Origin of the sequence: Paenibacillus sepulcri (genome assembly GCF_042647105.1) — a bacterium.
GTDB lineage: Bacteria > Bacillota > Bacilli > Paenibacillales > Paenibacillaceae > Paenibacillus_Z > Paenibacillus_Z sepulcri.
The window spans coordinates 296,369-321,656 of sequence record NZ_JBHRUP010000002.1 but is presented as its reverse complement, the minus strand read 5'-3'; the positions used below and the strand labels follow the sequence as shown (position 1 = coordinate 321,656).

At 51.6% G+C, this 25,288-nt stretch carries 16 protein-coding genes; all 16 read right to left on the bottom strand.

What is annotated here, in order from left to right; genetic code table 11:
• Positions 1 to 79: 79 nt before the first annotated feature.
• The 16 genes from ACFOLF_RS36465 to ACFOLF_RS36390 all read right to left on the bottom strand — a co-directional run bounded on the left by ACFOLF_RS36465 (position 80) and on the right by ACFOLF_RS36390 (position 25,207).
• On the bottom strand, positions 80 to 1,891 hold the full coding sequence (locus ACFOLF_RS36465) for a sensor histidine kinase (protein WP_210040103.1): 1,812 nt from the start codon (positions 1,889 to 1,891) through the stop codon (positions 80 to 82).
• A complete protein-coding gene (locus tag ACFOLF_RS36460; protein WP_210040104.1) occupies positions 1,834 to 3,471 on the bottom strand; it encodes a response regulator transcription factor in 1,638 nt (545 codons plus the stop codon). Before ACFOLF_RS36460 ends, ACFOLF_RS36465 begins: the two co-directional genes overlap by 58 nt.
• A gap of 107 nt (positions 3,472 to 3,578) precedes the next feature.
• On the bottom strand, positions 3,579 to 4,490 hold the full coding sequence (locus ACFOLF_RS36455; RefSeq protein ID WP_210040105.1) for a carbohydrate ABC transporter permease: 912 nt from the start codon (positions 4,488 to 4,490) through the stop codon (positions 3,579 to 3,581).
• Positions 4,491 to 4,517: 27 nt separating this feature from the next.
• Positions 4,518 to 5,480 (bottom strand): ABC transporter permease, encoded by a 963-nt coding sequence (locus tag ACFOLF_RS36450; protein ID WP_379113179.1) that lies wholly within the window; start codon positions 5,478 to 5,480, stop codon positions 4,518 to 4,520.
• A 17-nt stretch (positions 5,481 to 5,497) separates the two neighbouring features.
• On the bottom strand, positions 5,498 to 6,853 hold the full coding sequence (locus ACFOLF_RS36445; RefSeq protein WP_210040106.1) for a hypothetical protein: 1,356 nt from the start codon (positions 6,851 to 6,853) through the stop codon (positions 5,498 to 5,500).
• A gap of 135 nt (positions 6,854 to 6,988) precedes the next feature.
• On the bottom strand, positions 6,989 to 8,602 hold the full coding sequence (locus tag ACFOLF_RS36440; RefSeq protein ID WP_210040107.1) for an ABC transporter substrate-binding protein: 1,614 nt from the start codon (positions 8,600 to 8,602) through the stop codon (positions 6,989 to 6,991).
• Positions 8,603 to 8,856: 254 nt separating this feature from the next.
• Positions 8,857 to 14,469, bottom strand: coding sequence for a carbohydrate-binding protein (locus tag ACFOLF_RS36435; RefSeq protein WP_379113181.1), 5,613 nt, complete (start codon positions 14,467 to 14,469; stop codon positions 8,857 to 8,859).
• 657 nt (positions 14,470 to 15,126) lie between these two features.
• Positions 15,127 to 16,983, bottom strand: a complete 1,857-nt coding sequence (locus tag ACFOLF_RS36430; protein ID WP_210040108.1) for a sensor histidine kinase — start codon at positions 16,981 to 16,983, stop codon at positions 15,127 to 15,129.
• Positions 16,980 to 17,669 (bottom strand): response regulator transcription factor, encoded by a 690-nt coding sequence (locus ACFOLF_RS36425; RefSeq protein ID WP_210040109.1) that lies wholly within the window; start codon positions 17,667 to 17,669, stop codon positions 16,980 to 16,982. Before ACFOLF_RS36425 ends, ACFOLF_RS36430 begins: the two co-directional genes overlap by 4 nt.
• Before the next feature lie 80 nt (positions 17,670 to 17,749).
• Positions 17,750 to 18,871 (bottom strand): efflux RND transporter periplasmic adaptor subunit, encoded by a 1,122-nt coding sequence (locus tag ACFOLF_RS36420; RefSeq protein WP_210040110.1) that lies wholly within the window; start codon positions 18,869 to 18,871, stop codon positions 17,750 to 17,752.
• Between the two features lie 21 nt (positions 18,872 to 18,892).
• Positions 18,893 to 19,771 (bottom strand): carbohydrate ABC transporter permease, encoded by an 879-nt coding sequence (locus tag ACFOLF_RS36415; protein ID WP_210040111.1) that lies wholly within the window; start codon positions 19,769 to 19,771, stop codon positions 18,893 to 18,895.
• Positions 19,772 to 19,783: 12 nt separating this feature from the next.
• The gene (locus ACFOLF_RS36410; protein ID WP_210040112.1) at positions 19,784 to 20,671 is read right to left on the bottom strand and encodes a carbohydrate ABC transporter permease; all 888 of its coding nucleotides are present in this window, start codon (positions 20,669 to 20,671) and stop codon (positions 19,784 to 19,786) included.
• Positions 20,664 to 22,076: an ABC transporter substrate-binding protein gene (locus ACFOLF_RS36405; RefSeq protein ID WP_210040113.1), complete on the bottom strand. Its 1,413-nt coding sequence runs from the start codon at positions 22,074 to 22,076 to the stop codon at positions 20,664 to 20,666. Before ACFOLF_RS36405 ends, ACFOLF_RS36410 begins: the two co-directional genes overlap by 8 nt.
• 209 nt (positions 22,077 to 22,285) lie before the next feature.
• Complete coding sequence (locus tag ACFOLF_RS36400) at positions 22,286 to 22,825, bottom strand: NADPH-dependent FMN reductase (RefSeq protein ID WP_210040114.1); 540 nt, start codon at positions 22,823 to 22,825, stop codon at positions 22,286 to 22,288.
• Positions 22,826 to 22,979: 154 nt separating this feature from the next.
• Complete coding sequence (locus ACFOLF_RS36395; RefSeq protein WP_210040115.1) at positions 22,980 to 23,756, bottom strand: SDR family NAD(P)-dependent oxidoreductase; 777 nt, start codon at positions 23,754 to 23,756, stop codon at positions 22,980 to 22,982.
• 479 nt (positions 23,757 to 24,235) lie between these two features.
• Positions 24,236 to 25,207, bottom strand: coding sequence for an oxidoreductase (locus ACFOLF_RS36390; protein WP_210040116.1), 972 nt, complete (start codon positions 25,205 to 25,207; stop codon positions 24,236 to 24,238).
• Between the last annotated feature and the right edge of the window lie 81 nt (positions 25,208 to 25,288).

Sequence of the window (25,288 nt, the reverse complement as noted above, 5' to 3'; positions counted from 1 at the left end):
GAATAAACCCGATGTAAAAAGAAGATTTCATCATCAAATCTAATCATACCTCAACACGAGGTTGTTTGCGATTCCTAGATTATGATGATTCACGGGTATTCGCTTTCGCAGCGCACCAAACAGGAATATTTATGATGACCGTAATTCCCCCGCCCTCGCGGGAAGCGTACCTCAGGCCGTAGCTCTCGCCAAAATGCAGCTGAATACGCTGCTGAACATTTCGGATACCAAAGCCCTTGTCCTCGGATTCCCCCCTCACGATCCGCTCGAACATCTGGATATCTCCTCCGATAAACCCGTTGTCCTCAACGGTCATGTGGATTTCTTCACCCGCTCTCTTGATCCGGATCCAGATTGTACCTTCACCGTCCATGCTGCTGACGCCGTGAAAAATAGCATTTTCAACCAGCGGCTGCAGCACCAGCTTCGGCGTCATGAATGAAGTAACGGACTCTTCAATATCCCAATTTACCTCGAAGGTGCCCGGATACCGTTTCATCTGAAGACGGGTATACGCCTGGACATGCTCCAGCTCTTCTGCGATTGTAATGAGGCTCTTCCCTTTACTCAAGCCGATTCTCAGCAGCTTCGACAGATCCTTCACCATATCGCCGACATCGCGATTGCCGCTGTCCACTGCATACCAGTAAATCGAATCCAGCGTGTTGTAGAGCAGATGCGGCGTGATCTGGGAGTGTAGCGTGGATAGCTCCATCTCCTTCTGTTTCATCTTCATGACCACATTTTCCTCGAAAGACTGGTCCAGCCTCCTGGTCATCTTCATAAAAGATCCATATAGAATCCCGAATTCATCCGCGCGCGGGGGATCCATGCCGATATTCAGCTTCTTCCCCGGCTCGTAAATTTTCGTGATCGAAATCAATTTGGCGAGCGGCTTTAATATGACGCGCAGCAGGTACAGCACGAAGATAAGAACAAACAATAAATAGACGGCAGACATGGTCATGATCACCCATTGAAACGCCGTTTGATTGCCCGTGATTGAACCGGCAGGGATTTTGTAAATGAGCCGGGTATTGAACTGGGGACGGTGGGAAAAAGCGTACAGCCACTCGCCGCTTCCCTCTTTGACCAGGCGGTAGCCTTCTGTCCGTTCTTTCAGCTCGCTCGGGAAATCCTCCACCGCCTGATCCTCTTGCCCAACCTTCATTAACAATTCATCTTGTTCATTCAGCAAATAAATCCCTGTGTTTTCCGGCAGCTGTACCGTTACGATGTCCTGCATCAAGAGCACCTCCAGCCTGGATACGACAAGGAGCCCGATCGATTTGTCATACTTGACCGGGTCCAAAATACTTCTCATATAGGCAACCGTAGTCAGACCATTCGCCGCCTCGATCAGACGCACGCTCCCCTTCCCGCCGTCCTGTTCAGTCTGCTTGGCCCAGGAAGGCAGCCCGGAGTAGACATCATCCGTATACCTGAAGCCTCTTGTCTTGTAGGAAGTATCGATCGCAGCCCTCCTGTTTGCCGTATTTTTCATGTAGAGCATATATTCGGTGCCATCGGAGGACAAGCGCTCCAGAATCGTATCCGCTTCGCTGATCTGGGAAAGGGTTTCAATGCCCGACCAGAACGCAAACTGTTTGCTGTTGCTGAAATAATGGTTGTTGAGGAACGTGATCGTTGTGTCATTCACCGTGGAGACCGTTTTCTCCATGGTGACATGATTTTGCCTGACCAGCTGCAGCATGGTCTTTCCGACCTCATCCTTCATCGTATCCGAGGCGTGAAACGCTGAAATCCAGCCTACGACCAGGAATGGCCCGATAATAAACAGACAAAATGATAAAGAAACCTTGTATTTGAGGTTCAGCCCGCTTCCTCCTGACGCTCTTTCCTGTATTCGGCGGGACTTATGCCCACGCATCTTTTGAAAATCCTGCTGAAATGCTCGGGAGACTCATATCCTACCTGATAGGCAATTTCATAACGCCGTTTGTCCGTCATTTCCAGCAATCGCTTGGCTTCCTCGATCCGGACCATGGTGACATATTCCCAAAGATTCGTTTTCATAATTTTTTTAAATAAATAACCTACGTAAGCCGCGCTGAAATGCACTTCACCGGCAATGTCCTGCACCTTCAGCCCGCGGTTTCCATAATGCTTGTGGATGTATCCCGCAACTTGCGAAATAATCGACTGGTCGCGTTCGATCAGGCATTTCCTCAGCAGCAGACTCAGCTCCGGGATATATTCGCCCAGCCTTTCGGTTTTATGATCAATTGGGGTTCCCCGAAAATAGATGTCCGGATCATAGCGGCGAAGCGGCAATCCGGAATCCTGCCCGCACTCCAGCAGCAGACCGTATAGGCGGTAGACCAGCAAGCCGAAGCAGCTGTTGAACATTTCCTCCGAGCGTCCAAGCTCGGACAACAGCCGGACGATACTTTCCGTATCCTCGGGCGGAGGTTCTCCACCCATGAGCTTTAGCTGATCGACGAATTGATTCACCTTGGTCACCCAATCGATATAATTCATCCTGCCCGGCCCGCTCATATCTTCAAAATAGAAGACCTTGTTGCTGGGATGCAGACTGCTCCATTCGGACGCCGCCGACGCTTCCCCAAGCAGCTTGGGGAGAGCGGATATATCCGTTGTAAGCGTACTCATTCCCACAATGGCTTCAACATTCAAAAATTGTTTGAGATTGATATAGATCAGCTGACCAATCAGATTAAGCTGGGATTTAAGATGCACCCGCTGATCGGACACCTCCTGGGCGTTTAACTGAAACGCGGCAATAAGCTGATTTCCGAGGCCATAGAAGGCAATCCCCTTCCAATCGGCCAAGCTCTCTTCCATAATATTGACGGATGCGTACTTCAGCAGCTTGCGGTCCCGCAATGTAATTCCGCGGCTGCTGAAGCCGACTCTGCTCAGATCGAAATGCACCGTCATCATGCCGTAGTGGGTTTCTTTCTCGTGAGCATCCAGCTCCTGTAACAGATCCGAATAATCCGATTGCTGCAAATCCGTCTCGGTTATGAGTTCGATTAGCGCTTTCTTGCGTTTGGTGGCGAGGCTTTCCCCCCGGTCCGTCCGGGCCGAATGCTCCAGAAGCTGTCTGCCGGTCTCCCCTTTCTCCTGAAGCACCCGTCCGACCACACGGATCAGCTCATCCAGCTCCACCGGCTTGATCAGATAATCCCTGGCGCCCAGCCGCAAAGACTTCTTGGCAAAATCAAATTTCTCATGCGCGGATATGACGATGATTGGAAGGTGGGGCTGCTCCATATAGATCGCTTCCATAAGCTCGATTCCGTTCATCAAGCTCATCTGGATATCGGTCAGGATCAAATCAAACGTATCCATCCGCAGGTAATCAAGCGCCTCGAATCCGTTCAGAGCCGTCTCCACCAGCGATATTTCAAGCTCGGAGCGGAGCAGATAGTTTTTGATCCCGGTGCTCACTCTTGGTTCATCGTCGACGACCAGAATCTTATACATCCGGATTTCCCCCTTCCAATCCTGAGTTTCCGGGAGCTTCCCCAGAAGCTGTAGTTTGCTTCTTAAAGTATATCATTTTCCTGCAAAATATTGGATACCGGACTCTATCATCCTTTAATAGAGCCAACCGTCAGCCCTTTCACAAAAAACTTCTGAAAGAACGGATAGACCAGAAGAATCGGTCCCATGCCGACAACGGCCATCGCCATCTGCAGGGATTGGTCTGGAAGTTTACTGAGAAGCTCCGGATTCTGCGCAGCCAGCGTGATGTTGTCTCTTAGAAACTGTACGTCATTGATGACCCGTCTCATTAGAAATTGCAGCGGGTATTTATCTTCGCTGTCGATATACAGCAGCGCATTAAACCAGTCATTCCAATAATTGATGGTGCTGAACAGCGACATCGTAGCCAGCACGGGGAGCGACAGCGGAAGCACGATCAGCATGAAAATGCGGATCTCGCCGGCGCCGTCCATTCGGGCCGAATCGATCAAGGCGGGATGAATGGTCGTTTGAAAAAAGGTTCGCATGATAATGACGTTAAACGGGATAATGAGCAGCGGAAGAATCAGCGAAAAATAGGAATCCTTCAGGCCCAATACTTGCGTATAGACCAGATACCGGCTCACCATGCCCCCGTTGAACAGCAAGGTGAAAAATAGAAAGAAGGTAAAAAAGTTCCGATAGGGATAATCCCCCCGGGAAATCGGATAGGCATATAACGCCATTAATACGACGCTTGCTGCCGTGCCGACCACTGTGATGCCGATGCTGATCGTATACCCCCGGATAATGGTCGTATAATCCTTGAACAAGGACTCGTACGCGATAAACGAGAACCTGCCCGGAAGGAAGCTGTAGCCGTTGCTCAACAAAGAGTCATTATGCGTGACAGATACAATAAACACGAGAATAACCGGCATGACGAACAAAAGCGACATCACGATAAAAATCAAATTCAACACCATATTCGCGGCCGGGGATATCTGATTGTTCCGGCTGCTGCTTTGTGTATTCACGATAGGTTCCTCCTTGAAACGTCCTTGCTAGAATAACGCTTGTTCGCGGTTGATTTTCCGAACGGCGGAATTGGTGATAATGACCATGATAAAGCCTAATATGGATTGCATGAGCGCCGCCGCGGACGACATCCCGGTATCGTTTAGACGAAGCAATGCCCGGTACACATAGGTGTCCACCACATCCGTTGTCGGATACAGGACTCCGGAGTCCATCGTGACCTGATAGAACAGACCGAAATCGGCGGAGAAGATGCTCCCCATAGACAGAATAGTCAAAATAATAATGACCGGCTGAATGGTTGGCAAGGTGATATGAATGATCTGACGCCATTTCGATGCCCCGTCGATAACAGCCGCTTCATAATATTCCGGATCGATCCCGGCAATTGCCGCAATATAGATAACCGCTCCAATTCCTACACCCTGCCAAGCGTTGACCAAGGTCAGAATATACGGCCAATAGTCTTTTTCGGAGTACCAGAACACCGGATCGATGCCGAACCAGTCAAGAACGGTGGTATTGATAAAGCCCTGGGTCGGGTTCAGGAAAGCGTAGACCAGATAGCTGATGACGACCATGGACAAGAAATAAGGCATAAGAATAACGCTTTGGTACACCTTGGGCAAGATGCGGTTGCGCAGCTCATTGATCGCAACGGCAATCGATACGGATATTACGAGGTTAAAGACCATAAACGTCAGGCTGTAGAGGACTGTGTTTCTGGTAATTCGCCATAGAGAGCCGGAACTGAACAGAAACGTAAAATTATCAAAGCCCACCCAGGGACTTCTCCAAATGCCGTCGACATAGTTGATGTTCTTGAATGCGATAAATATGCCGAACATCGGCAGATAGTTATGGACAAGAAGTACGATGACGGCAGGCAGGAGCATGATCGTCAAGTAGCGGTATTTCCACATGGTCCGGAAAATTTGCGCCCTCCCGCTGAAGGCAGCCGTATCTCGAACGGAGGTTTTTATTTTCAAATTTGATCCACTCTTTTCTATTCTATGCGTTTGCGGCGAAGCGCCAGCCTTACCGTTCGCGGCTCTCCCGTATGGTTGAACCGCAGGAACACCAGCCTATCCTTGATCAGCTTTGTCTTCACCCCATCCGGGCAGGATTCGATTTCGTATCCGTTCAGATCCTCCCAATACACAAGCCCGTATGGCATGGGGCTCCAGATATTTACTTTATATTCAATATCAATCCGGTCCCCAGTTTTGTCATACCGGGTGACGAATACGGATGGAGTCTTTTCTATAAAATCTTCGTTCATATTACCCTTGCCTACATAATTGCGCAGCAGATGCGGTCTGTTCTCTCCTTCAACGAATGCCATCTGACACTCATGGTCATAGTACAGGAAGGTATCCGGCCAAGGGCCTGAGCCCACGCCTCCGAGCGTCATCGTATATTCGTTGATTTGCGGTCGAATCTGCGTGTCCCGGGTCAGCATAAATACCGGGGCCGTTACAGAGTTCCTTGCGTGATACTCTTCAATGGCTTGGGGCAGCGTGGTGATCGTAATGCCGAAGGTGCTGATATATCCGAAGAACCGGTCCAGCATTTCTGAGCAGGCTTCAACATCGCCAGCCGGGAATACGGAGAACTGTTCGGTATATTCCATCTCATGCCCTTCCTGCTGCTGAAGAAAATATATCCGATCGTTATGATCCGTGTTAGCCAGATAATCCTGAAATACGTTTTTCCAGTAATCAATGTTGTCCCCCGAGCACAAGCCCGCACGCAGCACATCGTTGGGATCGGTGGAATATATGCACGGGCTTCCGGAATGGAAGGTTAGATTCAAATCCCGCGCCGTCCATTCGCAAGCTACGACGCTCCCCTTCCCCGAATGGGGCACCTTGTAACGGCTGCTGTCGATATACCATGAACCCCATGGAATGCCTGCATGCGTGATGCCGTCCCACCAGACCTGCTCCCAGCAATAACCCCACATGCCTTTGAAATCCAGCTCCTCCAGCACCTCGATCACTTCATTGTAGATTTTGCCTCTGCCTGCCACCTTCGTCTTTACCCAGGGGAACGCTTCTTCAACGATCCGCCAGTCCTTCTGGAGCGCCGCTTTCAGCTTCGCCTTGGACATCCCCGTATCCTCGACAAACAAGGGGCATTGAAGAATGACATCATCCCCGTATTGTTCATGCCACTCCGAAATTCGCTCCCGCAATACGGGGACCGACCCGCCATTGACGATCCAGGTGACCGGAATGCCGTGTGCATGGGCGATTCCGGCCGTTCGTTCAATTCCTTCGATCGCCGTTCCTTGTCCCCAGGGCGTATCGTAGCGGGATGCATAGCTGACAAAAGTATAAATCAGGTTCTCCGGCCGCAAATCTTCACCTCTCTCTTCTCTGGCTATTGATCCTTCAGTAGAAGGGTTTCATTTCTATAAGGTCTGAGGGAAGAAACAAACTTTGCCGCCATAGGACGGCAAAGCCGTTCTTTTTACCAGTTTTATTTTACCCTGCTATTTATTGTTAGCCGCCCGCCAGGCATCAATTTGTGTCTGAAGCTCAGCCGCGACTTTCTCAATCCCCGCATCCTTAAGCTTCACATTGCGCTCGTCGACCATCTTCGACGGTTCAGGCACCGCTCCGGTCGCGATCATCGAATATTCCGTAATAATGGATGTAAGCTGGGCCACCTCGGGCTTCACTTTCGTATCGTCGAACACAAAGCCCATCAATGGGAAGGCTTTCGCTTCGTCGTTGAACGTCTTCCAGTTCTCATAGAGATCGTCCGGCTGTCCCGGGAGCAGGTAATTCAGCATCTGGCTGCCGACAACCCAGGAGATTCCAGATTGATAGCCGGAATCGGGGATCCACTCGATACGGTTGTCCACTGTCTTCTTGTAATGCATATCTTCTATGCCGTGAACCATCAGGTTGATCAAATAAGGATCGGTGTGCAGCAAATTCAAAACCATCATTGCCCGTTCCGGGTCCTGGGACGTTCTGGAAATGGACATCATCGAGCCTGTAGCCAGATCAGTCGTAACGATTGGTTCTTCAACAACGTGAGAGACGAAATCGTATTTGTTGTCTGTGCTGAGTTTTAATTCAATATCGGCTCCTGGCTTCCAGACCGCTCCTTGTATCCAGATTTTCCCCTGTTTTCTCAAATCGCCGATGTTGGCTTTGGTCGTTCCCGCATCCGCGTTCGTGTAGCCTTTCTCGAAAAAGCTGCGCATCAACTCGTATTCCGGCTTGATGATCGACACGATTTCCTGATCCAGAACGGTCTTTACTTGAATGTCCTGCGATGTATAATCGATCAGAAATAACGGAACCTGATTCGGTGTGGGGCCGATCGGACGGAAGTTGGAGCGTGTTTCATACATCATCCCGCTGCCGCCGATACTGTTGCCTACGAAGTTTATAATGAGACCAGGCTCTTTCTCCTTCAACACCTTAAACCATGGCTCCAAATCGGAAATCGTCTGAATCTGCTCGATCGGGATATTATACTTGTCGACTATATCCTTCCGGTAGGTCCACGATTTTCCCTGCGTGATCTCCTTGTTCGTCGGGATGGCGTACAACTTGCCATTCAGTCGAGGGGCTTCCAGATACTTCGAATTAATCGTTTCCTTGATTCCCTGGCCATGTTTGTCCAGAAGCTCATCGAGCTCGAGGAAGGCCCCCTTCGTAATATTTCCGAAGTAGTTTAGCCAGGAAGCGGTAAATACCAGATCCATCGACTCGCCGGTATTCATCATCAGCTCCGTTTTGGTCTGGTAATCGCTGCTGGCGATCGGACGAAGCTTGACGGTTGCATTGATCTTCTCCTTCAGATATTCGCTCATTTTGGCTTCGACCAATGCGCCGTCCCGCTGCGGCTTGCCGAAATAAACGATGGAAACCTCATAAGGCGCCAGATCCGCTGCAGCGGAATCCGCCGGCTCTGCAGGGGAAGTGGCTGGCGAGGAATCGGCCGGCTGTTGATTGCCGCCGGTATCGGCCGGACTGTTCGCCTGACCCGGATTGCCCCTGCCTTCCCTGCCTGAGCACGCTTGCAGGAATACTGTCAATACAAGCAGAGATAACAGTAATGCAGGCCAAACCATTTTTCTTTGTTTCATCTTAACCCTCCTGTAAATATTCAACTATAGTACGACTTTCGGCTGGGAGCCTTTGTCGAATCTACCGCATCTTTGAACTTGATTTTAGTATAAGTCTACGCTAACGGCATTTCGATGATCTATTGCCGTATAAACGTGACCTATATCATAATGACCGCAAGCGGTAAATGCCGCGCTTATAAACAATGAGAGGAGAAACGGGCCTTAAGACCCGTTCTCCTCTCGTTTCACTCGAGTTTACATGTAACTCGCTTCTACTCTCCCGTAAAGCTGAGCCAATTGAGATTGAAGCCGCCGCCGCTGGCATGCACTCTGATGGTCTGCACGCCGGCGGCCAATTCCACCGTATCCGTAATAGTTGTCCAGGACTGATTGCCGCCGGTAACCGGCACATCCGTCGCTGCCAATACCGTCTCTGCTGACTTCAACTCGATAAGGCCGGCAGCGGCATTGCTTGCCACACGATACTCCACCGTAAAGCTGCCGGCCGTGTCCACATTGATGACGTAATCCATCCAGTCTCCCGTGTGGACCCAGCCTACGTTCAAGCCGCCGTCCGTATCCGTTGTTGCTTGCGTCTGGATGCCATTCATACCGATATAGGCTTCGGCTTCGATTTTGCCGGGAACGGCCGCAGCCTCAAGCGCAGTAATGTTGAGCCAATTGAGATTAAAGCCGCCGCCGCTCGCATGCAGTCTTAGCGTTTGCACGCCGTCCGGGAGTTCGACTGTCCCGGTAAGCGTAGTCCAGGACTGATTGCCTCCGGTGCTCGGGACATTCTTCGTCGCCAGCACGGACTCACCCGATTTCAGTTCAATTTGACCCGCTGCCGTGCTGCTGGCCACGCGGTATTCCACCTTGTAGAGCCCTGGCGTGTTGACGCCGATCACGTAATCCATCCAGTCTCCCGTGTCCACCCAGCCTACGTTTACTCCCCCGCCGGCATCCGATGAATTTTGCGTCTGGATGCCGCTCATGGCATCGTAAGCCTCCGCTTCAATTTTTCCGGGGATCAGGAAAGACGGGTCCGGCACGTACGTAAAGCCAAACCAGTTGAGATTGAAGCCGCCTCCGCTTGCATGCAGCCTGAGCGTCTGCACGCCGGCAGTCAGTTCAACCTCTTCCGTAACTGTTGCCCATGTTTGAGAGCCTCCGGTATTGGGCACATCCGTCGCCGCTAATACCGTTTCTCCCGATTTCAGTTCGATTTGTCCCGCTGCCTCTGTGCTGGCTACGCGGTATTCAAGCGCATAGGTTCCTGCCGCGTTCACGTCCACAACATAATCCATCCAATCTCCCGTATGGATCCACCCTACGTTCAAGCCGCCGTCCGCGTCGGTTGTCGTTTGGGTCTGGATGCCGCTCATGCCGCTGTAGTTTTCGGCCTGGACTTTACCGGGGATTGACGTTATCGTTGCAGGCTGGAAGTTGATCCAGTTCATATTGAACCCCCCGCCGCTTGCATACAGCCTGAGCGTCTGGACGCCTGCCGGGAGTTCGACGGTATCCGTAACCGTTCTCCAGTTCTGATAACCTCCTGAATTCGGCACAGCCGTATCGGACAGCACCGTTTCTCCCGATTTCAGCTGGATATGCCCCGCAGCCGCGCCGCTTGCTATCCGGTACTCGACTTGATAGAGTCCTGTGGTGTCCACGTCCACTTCGTAATCCATCCAGTCTCCCGTATCGATCCAGCCGACGTTTAACCCGCCGCCTGTATCGTTTGTGTTTTGCGTCTGGATGCCGCTCATGCCGCTGTAGTTTTCGGCTTCGATTTTGCCTGGGATGGCGGTCGACGGCTCCGGCGCACCCAGACCTACCGCGGGTCCGGATTGGACGGACGTGCTTACCGCGTTGGTCGTCGTGTCGGAGGTCGTGAAATAATAAGAGTGGGTGCCAAGAGGCAGCTTCGTCGTATAGCTGTAGGTTTTGCCGTCGGTGTAGGTCTCGTCGGCGGTATTGAGCGGGCTCATCTCATGAATGACGCCGTCCACGACGACCTCCACCACAAACGGCTTCTGGTTGTTCGCATCCGTGTACGTGGCCGTAAAGGTGAAATCGGTCTCTGCGTGCCCGACCGTCGGGCTTATGCCCGTATTTGTCAAAGCTGGCGCGGTGCCGCTTTGCACATTCGTTCCTTTTATTTCGTCAATAAGCATTTCGCCGTATTGTCCACCCGCCTGAACCAGCCATAACGTAAGCTGCAAATTTTTCTTGTTCAAATTTGGAATCGCATCCAGGTCGAAGGTGTAATCCGTCCAGGTATCCGCTACGGCCATATTTCCGTTGGATACGATGGCCCCGGCGCCCAGGCCGTCATTGATATCGACCCTGATCCGGCTGTCCGCAAAGCCCGGATTTTTCATCGTCAGGGTCAAAAAGCGGTAACCCGACAAATCGAACCGGGTATGCCACGGTTGAAATTTGGCTCTGGACCATTGCGATGCCGGGGTTTGCGTAAATTTGCCGACCGTCCGGCCGTCCACCGTTGTCTTGGCGTAGGTTGCCGTTCCCCCGTCCTGGTTCCACCAGTTCACCCAGGCAAGTCCCTGGCTTCCCCAGCTTCCGTTGCCGCCGAAATCGTCGTACAGGGACGGCGCAGACGGACTTGGCAGCGGTGGAGCGACCCTGTAGTAGGTGGTGCTTATAGTCTTGGCGCCAGTGCTTTCCGTTCCTCTGACATCTACTCTCCTGTTCGTCAAGGGCGCCAGAGCGCTTGTATCGTAAGAGGTTTTGTATACTCCGTCGCCGGCATCCGTCATCGGGGTAAAGCTGCCGATCAGGTTGGATTCAATCGAGCTTAAAGCCGGATCAGGCTCTGCGAACACCGTCACATTGCCGCGGACGAACTCTCCGGTAATCGGCGAGGTGATGGACAATCCGCTAGGCGCGTTCGCAACGGCTGGATCTCCCGGGTTCATCGCCGTAAGCGCCATGACGGAATAGAACAGTCCGGCCTGAATGCTGATACTATATTCGTTGTATCTCCAGGAGCTCATGTTATCCTGGAAAAGTCCCCTGTCCTCGTACCATGGGCTTGCGCTGACTGGATTCAAGGGATCCTTCAAATTCGGTCCGCTGACCAGAGCGCCGGGTATGACGATGCCTGCCAGAGCCGCATCATAAGCCTGTTCGTCCAGCCGCGTGTGCAAATATTTGACGAAATCGGTTCCTACCCCTGATACCCAGCTGAAATTCCAGGGATTCGAGCCTACCATCCAGTACAAGCCTTCCGTGGCTGCCCGCAGCGCCGAAGGATCGTTGAACAGCTCGTAGTAGCGGATCGCATCCGCAACATAGCCGGCATGCGGCTCGTTGACGCCAAAGTTGCCGAATTGATTGATTACCCCATATGGCGTATCGTCGACGGAGGACAGGAAGCCGTCAAGCTCCTTCTTCAACGCCTGCTGGATCTTCGTCTTGGTCGCCGTGTCCGCGAGCGGATAAAACTCCGCAAAAGCCAGCGGCCCCATATCCCAATAGTTCGTCGCTCTCAAATCCGGGAAATTGGCAATCCGGTCCGACGCGGAATCGATATAGCCGGCATCATTGGTCAGCAAGGCCAGCTGCACTTCGGCGAACAACAGGGCATTGTTGATGCCGGATGTATAGGAGCCCTGATTGCCCGATTGATTATTCATGGCATAGTTGTACAGAACAAGGGCTCCTTCCGTGTAATTCGCGGCGGCTTCTTCCATAGCTGTCAGGTTGGGCGCGGATATATCCCCGTTATCCAGCGCGATGCTGATTGCGCGCGCCGTTGCGGCCAGCGAACCTGCGCCTTTGGCCGATCCGTTGACAGCGACTTGAACCGGTTTCCGGTCGTCCGCGGTACCGATGATGTTATCCGTGACTTTCTCCGGGTGCTGAAAAGAAGTATGGCCGTTAAAGTCGTATAAGGCGCCATCCAGCTGATCGGCAAACTTCATTAAATAATCGCTTCCGTACTTCGCCTCGTCAATGAGGTCCGGAATGCCGTTGCTGTCGTTGTCGAAGCTGACCAGCGGCGAATCGGCATGCCGGTTGTAGGATATGGCGATATTGCCGATAACCCACATATTTCCGGCATACTTGCCGTAATCTCCGGCATCATGCCAGCCGCCCGTCAAATCGTAGTGCGTTCCGTCGATAACCGCATCATCCTGGAAGGAGGCGGGGTGGAACACCTTGTCCGACGGTGCAATGCTGCTGTAGCCTTCCGGGTAGGCCGCTCTCGTATCCTCGAGCCGCTGCAGTCTGTAGAACGTCGTCATTTCATCCTTGTACGCGTCCCACATATTGGTCTGAATCGGGAAAACATAAGAGGAAACGCCGTTGCTCCTTACCGTGAAATTGGAGCCCGTCTGCGTAACCGCCGAGAAATCGATGGTGTACACATGCTTGTTCCACGTTACGCCTTCATCTGTCATCGTTCCGCTTGCAATGACGTCGGTACCGTCCAAAATTTCATATGACAAGTCCGTCATGGCGTCGACTGCCGTTACTTTGGCGGCTTTATAAGCATTGGCGCTGTATCCGGCCTGGCTTACGTTGATGCTGTCGATCAGGCTTGCCGCATAGGCATTGACATTGGTCCGGTCGACAGCGATCTGCGTTCCGGACGAGCTGGCATTTTTGAACCCGGTCACCCTTGCCTTCAGCGAATGAATGCTGTTGGACAGAGCAGGGCTTGCATAAAGCAGCACGTTATCCTGTCTTGTCGGCGCGTACGTGTCCACATGGAGCTCGGCTCCATTATCAATGGAGATGGCTGCAATTCCTTTGTCCGGGCCTTTGGTTCCGTAAAGCTTGACCTGCGTGCCGATAAACCGGAACGCTGCATACTCGTCCGTTGTCGCAGTATAATGGTTGTCCGATTGATAGCTGCCTGTTGCCGCAGCATCATACTGCCATCCGGCGCCTTCATACTGAAACTGGTTAAGGCCGGCTCCGGTTGTGTTGTCATTGATGTCGATGAGCTGCGTGATTCCGTTCACCGTCACATTCTGGCTTGAAGTAGCAGTAGGATCGGAGGTTCCGTCTGCAGCGCGGAAGTAATAGGAATGTCCTCCTGCCGGCAGTCTGGCAGAGAATGTATAGGCTTTGCCGTCCGTATAAGTATTGTCGGCGCTGCTGACTTCTTCCATTTTGTAGATGGTTGAATCGTCCAGGACAATCTCCATGGCGACCGGCGGCTCGTTATCCGCATCTGTATAAGTGGCATCGAAGGTGAAGGTGGTATTTTCAAAGCCTGTGCTTGCGTCGATACCGGCTGCGGTAAGGGTTGGCGCGGTACCGCTGTATTCGGATGTTGCGCGGATCTCGTCAACCAGCATTTCCCCGTATTCTCCCCCTGTCTGGTTCAGCCATATGGAGATATGGGCATTTTTTTTGTTCAGGTCGGGAAACTGGTTCATATCAAAATTGAAGGTCGTCCAATCGGCAGGGACGGCCGTGAATGCAGTCATCCAGTAATTGGCGCTGCCGTCCGAAATATCAAACCGGATCCGGCTGTTGGCATAACCGGGGTTTTTCATGACGACGGTCAGATAGCGGTAGCCTTCAAAATTAGCGATATCATGCTGCGGCTCGAATTTGGCCCATGAATAGCCGGAAGTCGGCGTCTGTGTAAATTTCCCGACCGTTCTGCCGTCTACAGTCGTCTTCGTATAGGTCCCCGTACCGCCCGACTGATTATACCAATTGGACCATTGCTGCTTGAAGGTACCGCCCGCCGGATTGGCAAAATCGTCATAGACAGACGGGTACGCCGGGCCCGGGAGCGGCGGTACTGCCCCGAAAGCTGCCAATGGCAGCGAAGCGAGCAGGCTGACTGCAAGACATAAGGATAACATCCTTTTATAAGAAAAATATGGAATTTTCAACATTCTTAACCTCCATTTTCTTGTCACTATAATAGATTCGCAGCTTGCCGCTTAATCCCGCCACATTTTGATGGTGACAGCCTCCCTTCTTTTTGGGGATTGGGAACTAAATGTTCATCGTCCACCCCTTGAAACACACATCCCCTCCATTTGATTGCGCTTACATATTTATTTTATGTCTTCGGATTCCGCTTTTCCATGATCTATAGCTGGATAAGTGTGATGTATAAATGATAAATGCCTGATACCTCCTCTTAGAGGGCATCAGGCACTACGAATGTGCTGCGATAGAAATTTGCCGCGAAAAATCTGTTACGTATCTGCCAGGGATCCATCTGCCAGGTTAATAGAGCGATTATATTTATATGCAATATGGAAATATCAACCAGACCGGATTGCTTTGGAATTTTAGTTTACATAATCATAGTTATGTAACTTATATTTAAAGTTTACATAACTATGATTATGTTATCTTAATATGAAGCGGCCATAACGCAAAGAAAACCGCGAGGACTATGAAAGCTCCCTGCGGTTTCGTGAACAAATTTAAATAACTTTACGCTCGGGACCTCCCGTTGCTCCCCGTGCAAGGTCTGACGTTGCGTGATGGCTGCCAGCCTCATGCATGTTTCCATGATACTGCTGCGTGCCATCCCTGCTTTATTGCTTTTTATTCAGATAGAAATAAAAGGCGACGCCATTCTGCGTATTGGCGGCTCCGTATTCCACTCCGTGAAGCTCCAGAATGTTTTTCGAGATGGCCAGTCCCAGCCCTGTGCCTCCCATGGAGCGCTGGCGGGAAGTGTCTCCGCGGTAGAAACGGTCCCATACCTTATCCAGCTGCTCCGGCGGAATTCGCGCGCCCATGTTTTCCACGCTGACGGCGACCCGATCCGCCTCTTCAATGGCGGTCACGTTGATGGCTTGACCTGCAGGCGTATACAGGATCGCGTTTGTTATAAAATTGGTCATGACCTGCTCAATGCGCAGCTGGCTGGCCACAACTTTGACAGGTGACAACTGAAGGTGCAGCCGCAGCATTTTCTCGTCCATTTCCACCCTGAACTGCTCGCAAACCGCTTCGATCACGGTGTCGATATCAAACTCGTCCATCTTCAATTTATACGTGCCTGACTCGTATTTGGCCAGCTCAAGCATACCGACGATGAGCGCATCCATTTTGTCCACTTCTTTCTCCATCGCTGCGAAATAGTGATCCTTTTTGTGGGCGGCCACGCCGTCCTTCAGAATCGAGATGCAGCTCTTCATCACGCTGAGAGGTGTCTTGAGCTCATGCGATACACCGGATATAAATTCCTTGCGCGTGTTCTCCAGCCGCTTCTCCTTCTCGATGTCATCCTGAAGCTGCTTGATATAAGAATGCAGCGTTTGCGAGAGCGAGTTTATGTTTCTGGACAGATCGCCGATCTCATCCTTCGATTTAATCGGAATTTCAGCCGAGAAATCGAGGTTGGCAAGCTTCTTCGTCATCTGGTTGACCCGCAGCAGAGGTCTTGCAATCGTCATGGAGTAGTAAAAGGAAGCAAACAGGACCAGCAGCGATACAAACGCGATAATGTAGACATAGTAGCTCTGGACCATCTGCACAGCTTCATCGACCGGCTGGAGGGATGCCATCGCGTAGAGATAGGCGGTATTCCCGTCGGAGCCGCGCATCGGCTGAATGATCAGCTTGTATTTCGCGTTGCTCTGCTCGAAGTCCTGCGTTTGCGGACCCGCATCCCCGGGAGCGTATTTCAAGAGCAGCTCCGTCTGGAAAACGTTGATCCGATCGAGAAACAAGGCATTCGTATAGAGCAGACTATTCGTATCGTCCAGCATCTGGAATCGTGTCTTCACGACTTTGCCCTGCATGTAAGTGAACGGATCGTACAGCTCCGCCTTGCTGCCATTAAAGTCCGATTCGTGGTTCAATTTCTCCTCCAGGCTCTCGTCCATATTTTTCAATTTCTCAGCTACGAGGTCGGTCATTATCCTTTTCAAGCGCGCGTTTTCGAACGTTTCGATTTTGATCCCGCTTCCGTTATTCTCTGTCCGGATGGCTGCCGGAATTAACGTGCTCCCTTTCACGATGCCGTAGATCCAGAAAGGCGTTTGATCCGCAAGGAAGCCTTTGAAACCCTCCCCTTCGTCCGCGCTCACCAAGTGATACAGCGGCACCTTATAGGTCACGGTTTGGCCGCTCAGGCTCTCGCCGGTCAATTCCATGTCGAACGCGTCGGTTTGGATCAGCTCGCCATTGTGGTCCAGAACCGCCAGCCATGCGCCGTGATCCCGGTAAAAGTCCTGCGCGAGCGATTGCGCGAGCATGGCGTCTCCCTCGCCGGATTCATACTGTGACTTATAGCTTTGCAGGCTTGTCTGAATGTCTTTCACTTTCTGATTGACATAATAATCCTTGAAAAATACCGTTTGCCCAATGTATATAGACGCCAAAATAAGCGTACACAACAGGATGGTCAGCAGGAACAGCTTCAGTACGATACGGCTTGTCATACGCTTGCCCCGAACCGGTAGCCGGTTCTGACAATGGTTGTAATCAGCTTAGCTTTATCGCCCAGCTTGATTCTTAAATTGCGGATATGGGTATTTATCGTACGATCGTCGCCGGCGTATTCGTACCCCCAGATTTTGGTGATCATCTGCTCCCTGGTCATCACAATGCCCTGGTTTTGCATCAGGCTGCTCAAAATCTCGAATTCCGTATGCGTCAGGTTGATCGACACCCCGTCGCTTTCCACCGTCCGCGATGGAAAATGAATGCGGATGCCGTAACGGATCAACGAATCGCTTGTACCAGGCGATTGGCTTTGCCGCGAGCGGCTGTCGAGCAGCCGTTTTGCTCTGGCCAGCAGAACCGGCGGACTATACGGCTTCGTGACGTAATCGTCGGCGCCAAGCTCGAAGCCCAGCAGCGTGTCGTCTTCGTCCACGCGTGCGGTCAGCATGATAATCGGAACATCGGAGGTCTTCCGTATGCGGCGGCAAACTGACCATCCATCCAGTCTTGGAAGCATGATGTCCAGTATGATGAGGTCCACTTTCCTGTCTTGAATCAGCTGCAAGGCCTGCTCGCCGTCCACAGCCTCCAGCACCTCATACCCTTCATTCAGAAAATAATCTTTCACGATTTCCCTCAGGATGGGTTCATCCTCCACAACTAAAATCGTCCTGACGTCCATGCGAAGCCCCCAAGTCGTGTCCTTTGTTTACCGTTCCATCATATCAAACTTCGTTTTGAAAAGGGAACCGGCGTGTCTTGCTAGTAGCGGACCTGAGTGCCGTCGGCCAGAGGGTCGCTGCTTTCCACAATGACCTTTTCACTGCCAATTAAACTGTCGACTACCGCGGTTCTCATCTCGTTGGCGGCAGATATGGTGACGGACATCTTTCTTGCAAAGTTGACATTGCCAAGCGGTCCTTTCTTATTGTCGATAACAAACACATAGGCGCCGTCTCTGTCTTTATGGACCGCCTGGCTTGAAATGACAAGCGCGTTCTCGTCCCCCTTGGCCGTGAGATTGAGCTCAACCCGGTCACCTTCGCGGAGAGCCTCATCATGCAGGCTGACGAGCAGACGAATCGTTTCCGGAGCTGATTCGCTTGGCTTAGAGGCATCGCTCTCTCCGATTTCCACAATGTTCCCCTGAACGGAACGGCCGCTCTTGCCTGAAATCATGACCTCCAAAGACTCGGCTGTATCCAGCGTGGCGGCAATATTGACAGGCACCTGCATCTCGAACTGCAGTCCCTTGTCCGAATTAACAAGGCGGATATCACCTTCTCCCGTGCCTGAAGGCAGGCCTTCTACCGCATGAACAGTTCTTACAATGCCATCGAACGGGGCTTTCAGCTTTTGTTGATCGGCAAGCTGGCCCTCCAGTGCCTGAATACGCCTATCCTGAGCGGCAATATCCAGCCGCGCGCTTTCCAATGCGATTCGGGCGTCGTTCTGTGCCCCCGAATCCGCATTTACAGCAGCTTCGATATAGTCGCGCTGCAGGCTTTGCACAGGGAGCTTCAGCTTTTCCAGCGTGTCCCGTTCCGCCTCGATCTGCTGCTCCGTCTCGCTGTTTTCATACATGACGAGTGCCTGTCCTTTCTGGACGGCATCCCCCTCCTTGACCAGCACCTGTTTAACTTTCCCGCCTGACGGATTCGATAGATCCAGCTCCGACACAAACTTCACGGCGGCGCTTCCCTTAAACTCCTGATTCAGAAGACCGGTGTCAGGCTGCTCCACAGTAACTTTAGGCAGCGTCAGGGCAAACAACGTATTGCTGAATAATGTGAGGACGATCAGCAAGCCAAAAAACAAGCCGGCGAGCAGGCGGATTTTTCGCTTTCGGCTTTTAGAATCGCCGGTTCTGAAGGCTGCTTCCATTTCATCACTCCTGATACTTGGTTACCCCTTGATTCCCGAATGCTGAATGCCCTCGACAAAATAAGTTTCGGCGTACAGGAACAGCAGGATCATCGGGCACATGTACAGGACCGAGGCGGCAAAAACCACATCTGTTTCCTGTTCACTGATCTGAAGCAGATAAAGCGACAGCGGCTGCTTGAACTCATCCTCCAGAAAGATGAGCGGCTGTTCGACCATATTCCAATAGTCGACGAACAGCAGGACGCTCAGCGCAGCCAAGCCCGGTTTGACCAAGGGAAGGATGATCCGGACGAAAATAGCGGCATGTCCCGCACCGTCCGTCTTGGCAGCTTCCATATAGGCATTCGGAATTTGAGCCATAAATTGACGGATCATAAATACGCCAAAGGCGCCGAAAATGCCAGGCAGAATAATCGCCGCCGTTGTGTTGAATAATCCCAATCGGTCGATGATGATGTAATTGGGAACCAGTGTCACCTGAAACGGCATGAGCATCGTCATCAGATAGACCATGAACAGCGCATCCCGTCCTCTGAAACGGAGCTTGGCAAAGGCATAAGCGGCCAGAGAAGCGATCAGTGTCTGTCCGGCGACGATCGGCGTGACGAGTCCTGCCGAGTTCCAGAACATCTGCAGAAACCGCGGCGTCGTAATGAGCAGTTTCTTATACTGCGCGAAGGTCACCCAGTCTGGTATCAGCTTCAGATTGATAAAGGCATCCTTATCCCCTGCTGCGGCATCGGTCATCGTGCCGATCAAGCCGTAATTAGCGGCGAACTCGTTTTGGGTCATGAGCGAGTTTGCGGCTGTGAGGACAATTGGAACGAGCAGGAGTGCCGCCACTGCCGCGATTAAAGTAAACAGCACCGCCTTGGGAAGCGCACGAATGTTCCGCATAAGCTCCCCCCATTACTCCAGATTTTGCTGAAACCGGCGTTCGGCCGATAACAGGCCCGATACCAGAGCAATAATGCAGCCGACCATCAGCGTAGCGGCCGCCGTCAGCTTCTGAATATCCAGCGAGACAAACATATTGTTCATATAATGCTGCATCATATAAATGCGATCGTACGGATAATTTCCGGCAAGCATGTAGGTTTCCCGGAATACCTTGAACGAATTGATAATCGAAATAAGAATGACGAAAAACATGGTCGGTATCAAGTAAACGAGCGTAATGCCGAATAGCTGGCGAATGCCGCCTGCTCCCTCGATCCGGGCCGTTTCGTAATAGCTTTGGGGGATCGACTGCAGACCGGCAAGGAAGAGAATCATATTGTAGCCGATATTTTTCCAGATATACATCAGCACCAGTACGGCCATGGACCAGTTCGAGTTCATCCAATCGATCCGCGGCAGTCCCATGAAGTGCAGCCAGCTGTTCAAAGTGCCGTTCCAATCGACGAATATTTGCCAAACCATGACGATAGAAGCAACCGGAACGACAAGGGGCAGAACAACCGCCGTCTGCAGCCCGTTTCTAAGCCACATCCGTTGATTCAGCATGAGTGCCAGAGCAAGCGACAGCACGATCAGAATGGGAACGCTGATCCCCGTGAAAAGCAGCGTATTGGCTGCCGCCTGGCGGAAGGAGCTGCTGTACAGCAGCTCCCTGTAATTGGCTAACCCGGCGAAGGAACCGCCTTGCAGCTTGTCGGTGAAGGAGTAATAGATGCCCATGGCAAAGGGTATCGCATAGAACAGCGAGAAGCCGAGCAGACTGGGCGCAAGAAACAGCAAGGCTGCGGGCCCGTCCTTCTTCAGCCGTCCGGGAAACCGGAACCGCGGCTTATTCATTGAGGTAAGTCGTCGCTTTGTTTTGCATAATGTCCGCAACGGCCTCGGCCGACTTCTGCCCGCTGAAGAAGGCCGACGTTTCGTCCCATATGAGGATCTCGATCTCGTAGGGGAGCGTCGATTTCCGGTTGCTCGCTTTGGAAATAAAGTCAGTCACAGTCTGAAGCTCCTCCTGCTCGGCCTTGCCGTCCTTCACATACTCAGCCTCCTGTGCTGCAAATACGGTCTTGGATACCGGAAACGTCCCATACACGGAAAAACTCCCATCCTGTTCCTTGTCCCCATTGCCTGCTCCCCCGGACATCAAGAATTTGAGGAAGTCCCATGCTTCCGGCTTAACGGCGGAATTAGCATTAATGGCGATGTTGAAAAGCGGGGAAAAGGATCCGCCGCCCTGCTGCCCTTCGCCCTTGGGAGCCTGATATAGCGCCGGTTTTTCAAACTTGCTCTCTGCAACCCTGAACATATAATCGCTAAAGGAAGAAATATCCGTCTGCCGGAAATATACATGTTCGTAGTTTCGAAAATCAAAGCTTACCACATTGTCCTTTTCCAGCTGCTTTATTTGATTCAGCAGGCTGATAAATGCATCTGTATCAAAATGGGCTTTCCGGTTGACCCGATCCACAAATTGGGAATACGACGCAGTCACCAGCGCATACAGAAAATTGCTATCTCGCTTCTCGGTATAAGCGTATTTGTACCTGCCTGTCATGGGCAGCTTTTTCGCGGTGGCGGCGAACTGCTCCCAGTTCCAGCTGCTGTCGTCAATAGTCACACCCGTGCTTTTTAGCGCATTCTCATCCGCCAGCAGGGCGGACACGTAGAAGGACAGAGGCATGGCATACACGCTGCCGTCGCTTTCCTTCACACCATCAAGGATGTTCTGAAAGTAATCCTCTTTTTTAAAGGATGTATCGCCATTCATCATGTCACTCAGATTGGCCAAGAGTTGTTTACCGATGAAACCTTCAATCGGCAAATCATCCGTGACAATCATATCGGCCCCTTTGCCGCTGAGGAAATCGGCGCTCGTCTTGGTCCTGTACTTCTCCACCAGCGTGCCGGAGGGGTCAAAGTCCTTGGTTACATACTTCAGATCGACGGTAATGTTCGGATGTTCTTTCTCATAAGCCTTCTTCGCGTCATCATAATACTGATCGTAACCGTACATAGATAAAACGATGGTGCTTTTTTTGTTGGGATCGGGGGCGGGGCTTGGGGAAGGATTGGACGTTGAAGCCGCGCTCTCCGGTTTGCTGCTCTCCGGTTTGCTGCTGTCCGGTTGTGTTGATTGATCCGTGTTTGCGCCGCCTGATGGCGAGCCAGGTGTCGTATTGCCCCCGCTGCAGGCCGTAATGGATAACATCAGCGCGATGCAAAGGAACAGTATGCTTTTTTTCAATTCACTTCATCCTTCCATTTGTCTTGACTGCAAGGCTAGTTTAGTAAAGTCAGGTCAAGAAAGGATGAAGCGCAGATCAAGATGAAATAAAGATTGCAAACAAGGCTACCCAGCAGCGATTGCTGAATAGCCTTGCTCTATTTTAAGCTGAAGACAGTAACTATGAGGACTGACTCTAAGTATTCACAGCTCCTGATTTTAAAACAGCTTTACCGCAAAGGCTTTAATGCGCCGCTCCATGCAACCACTTGATCAAGCATGGAATTAACATTGTTTACATGTAAATCAGCCGGTTTAAACACGCTGTAATTTTCAAAATCTGTAAATAAGGACAATGTTGGATGCACACGGACATGCGCAACGCTCAGCTCTGACAAGATTCCACGCAAATGCTCGGCAGCACGGGCTCCGCCTGTTGAACCATAGCTTACGATGCCGGCTGCCTTATTGTACCAGGCCTCCCGGGCTGAATCGAGCGCGTTTTTCAAGACTGCCGACACGCTGTGATTATATTCTGCCGTGACGAAGACGAATCCATCCAGGCTATTCAACTTCTCTGACCATGCCCTTACCTGCTCTTCGCCATCTTCAACTCCAAAAAACGGTAATTTAAAGTCTGCAATATCTACGATTTCATAGTTTGCATCACCCCGTTTGTCAGCAATTCCTTTCACCCATTCTCCTACCTGTGGACTCACGCGTCCTTGACGGGAGCTTCCCAAAATAATTCCAATATTTAATTTAGACATTGTTATTACCTCCTGTTTAATATTTGCTGAGTATTGCGTTGAGCTTCATTTCTCGGCGATATGGGGCGAGTCCTGCCGCTATTTGGAGAACACCGCACCCACAGAATATTCACGTTAAATGGTAATTATGAAAGAACTTGCGCCAATTGCTTTCTTATCCTTTTGCCCGATAGATGGGGGCCCCAGCCGGCGAGGAAGTTGCGCCTCCATCGACAACGACTTCAGTACCCTGGATATAGGAGGAATCATCCGAGGCCAGGAACAAGACGGCCTTGGCGACTTCATCCGGATCGGCCAGGCGATTAAGGGGAATGGAGGGCGATAGCCCATTCTCCAGGTTGGACATGCCTTCAGGCGTCGATTGTCCCCAGATCGGCGTACGAGTTGCTCCCGGAACAATCGTATTCACCCGGATACCATGAGGCGACAGCTCGGTAGCCAGCACTCTAACCATGCTTCTGACCGCACCTTTGCTCGCTGCATAGGCCGAATACCCGGATGCGCCCAATGACGCCAGCACCGAGCCGTTCAAAATGACCGATGCCCCAGACTTCAGATGCGGCAGGGCCGCTTGTACGGTAAAGAATACTCCGGTAACATTGACCTTGATAATTTCCTCAAATGCAGACAGCTCGGTCCCGCCCAGAGGTGTATGTCCGGCAATGCCCGCATTCGCAAAAACTACATCCAGTTTACCGAATTTGTCCACCGCTGCAGCCACCGCTTTTTCCATGCTTGCCGGATCACCCGCATCCATCTGGACGGCAAAGGCATTGACACCAAGCTCTTCGGCCGCGGCGGATAACTTAGCCTGATTCCGGCCTGTAATAACTACTTTCGCCCCCTCCGCTACAAATAATTTTGCAGTTGCCAGACCGATACCGCTGTTTCCTCCTGTGATCAATGCAACTTTCCCATTCAATCTTTCCATTTCGATTCCTCCAGTATTTAGTTTCTATTGTGTTGATTTTGTTTTTATGAAATAATTACTCCATTGAGAACGATCATTCTCCATAGGGCAAAAAAAATTAATTTTGCTCTGAAGCGAATCTCACACGGACACAACAATAACGATATTTCAAATTTCCCTGGTCCTCAGTCACCTGCTATATTCTGCTCATTGAAGATCTCTCCTTTAAATCAATATAATTTACCAACTATTGTTTTATATTGATTAGGGACTTTATTTTCTGTCGAGATAAGACAGACCGTTCATTTTTTTATTATAAGCACAGCATTGGGATTAGTCAACTCCAGAATGGAGAAATCATTTTGACCGAATTGGAAGAATGTTATCCTTGCACCTATTTTGAGCAAAAAAAAGCAGCTGATCCTGCAGATGCAGAGGCTCAGCTGCTGTTCAAACTACTCTTCATAGTCAAATGTAATATTGTTATTTTATGATCCGGATCAAGCCGTGAACTTTACGCCCGTCATCTCCTCGCTGACCTGCCAAAGCCTCTCCGCCAGGCCGGGATCGATCGCCCAGGGAAGTACGCCTGTCATCACCTGGCCCAGCCCTTGCAAAGCTTCTTCCGATACAACCCCGGCAATATCGGCATCCATACAGAATACGCCGCCTTTTCCCTCCAGCTGATCACTTGTTGCGCACCAGACGCTCGTCGCCGCTCCCTGTTCGGTGGTCTTTAAATTTCCTCCTGCTGCTCCCTTCTCCTCGTCCGACATATGCCGCACCAAATCGGTCAGAATTCTGCCGGGATGGACGGAAAAGGCGCGGATGCCGTACGCCGCACCGCGCCTGTCCAGCGCGACGGCAAACAATGCGTTGGCGGATTTGGACTGGCCGTAAGCCTTCCACTTGTCGTACTCCCGCCGCTCGAAGTTTATATCGTCAAAATCAACGCCTCCGAAGCGGATTCCAGTTGATGAGAGCGAGATAACCCGCGCGCTTCCAGCCCGCTTCAATGCAGGCCACAGCCTCGCCGTAAGCTGGAAGTGTCCCAGATGATTGGTGGCGAATTGGGACTCGTAGCCGCGTGCATCGCGTACCAGCGGGGCAGCCATAATTCCGGCATTATTGATGAGGAAATGCAGCGGCCGTCCCGAGTCCAGAAAGCGCTGCGTAAAGGCATCGATGGAAGCGGGATCGAAAAGATCCAACTCCTCCAGCTCCACAAGGGAGATACCTGCAACCGCAGCGCGGGCTTTCTCCGGCGTACGCGCAGGCACAATCACCGTTGCGCCTGCTTCGGCCAGAGCGCGGGTGGTTTCAAGGCCGACACCGGAATATCCGCCGGTGACGATGGCGATCTTGCCCGACAAATCGCGTCCGCCCAGCGCTTCCCGTGCTGTTGTTTGCGGACCGAGGCCGGATGGGATTGGAGCCTGGGGTGTAATTGTATAGCTGTTACCTGTTTGCATATTAATCTCCTCCTGGTTTTGAACGCTTCAACAGGTCCTATATTTGGCGGTCCGGATTGTCATTTATTATTCCCGAAGCAG

Bases quoted from the DNA above. Each gene is read 5' to 3' on its own strand.
- ACFOLF_RS36465 (WP_210040103.1), bottom strand. From the start codon at position 1,891: ATGCGTGGGCATAAGTCCCGCCGAATACAGGAAAGAGCGTCAGGAGGA.
- ACFOLF_RS36460 (WP_210040104.1), bottom strand. From the start codon at position 3,471: ATGTATAAGATTCTGGTCGTCGACGATGAACCAAGAGTGAGCACCGGG.
- ACFOLF_RS36440 (WP_210040107.1), bottom strand. From the start codon at position 8,602: ATGAAACAAAGAAAAATGGTTTGGCCTGCATTACTGTTATCTCTGCTT.
- ACFOLF_RS36435 (WP_379113181.1), bottom strand. From the start codon at position 14,469: ATGTTGAAAATTCCATATTTTTCTTATAAAAGGATGTTATCCTTATGT.
- ACFOLF_RS36430 (WP_210040108.1), bottom strand. From the start codon at position 16,983: ATGACAAGCCGTATCGTACTGAAGCTGTTCCTGCTGACCATCCTGTTG.
- ACFOLF_RS36425 (WP_210040109.1), bottom strand. From the start codon at position 17,669: ATGGACGTCAGGACGATTTTAGTTGTGGAGGATGAACCCATCCTGAGG.
- ACFOLF_RS36420 (WP_210040110.1), bottom strand. From the start codon at position 18,871: ATGGAAGCAGCCTTCAGAACCGGCGATTCTAAAAGCCGAAAGCGAAAA.
- ACFOLF_RS36415 (WP_210040111.1), bottom strand. From the start codon at position 19,771: ATGCGGAACATTCGTGCGCTTCCCAAGGCGGTGCTGTTTACTTTAATC.
- ACFOLF_RS36410 (WP_210040112.1), bottom strand. From the start codon at position 20,671: ATGAATAAGCCGCGGTTCCGGTTTCCCGGACGGCTGAAGAAGGACGGG.
- ACFOLF_RS36400 (WP_210040114.1), bottom strand. From the start codon at position 22,825: ATGTCTAAATTAAATATTGGAATTATTTTGGGAAGCTCCCGTCAAGGA.
- ACFOLF_RS36395 (WP_210040115.1), bottom strand. From the start codon at position 23,756: ATGGAAAGATTGAATGGGAAAGTTGCATTGATCACAGGAGGAAACAGC.
- ACFOLF_RS36390 (WP_210040116.1), bottom strand. From the start codon at position 25,207: ATGCAAACAGGTAACAGCTATACAATTACACCCCAGGCTCCAATCCCA.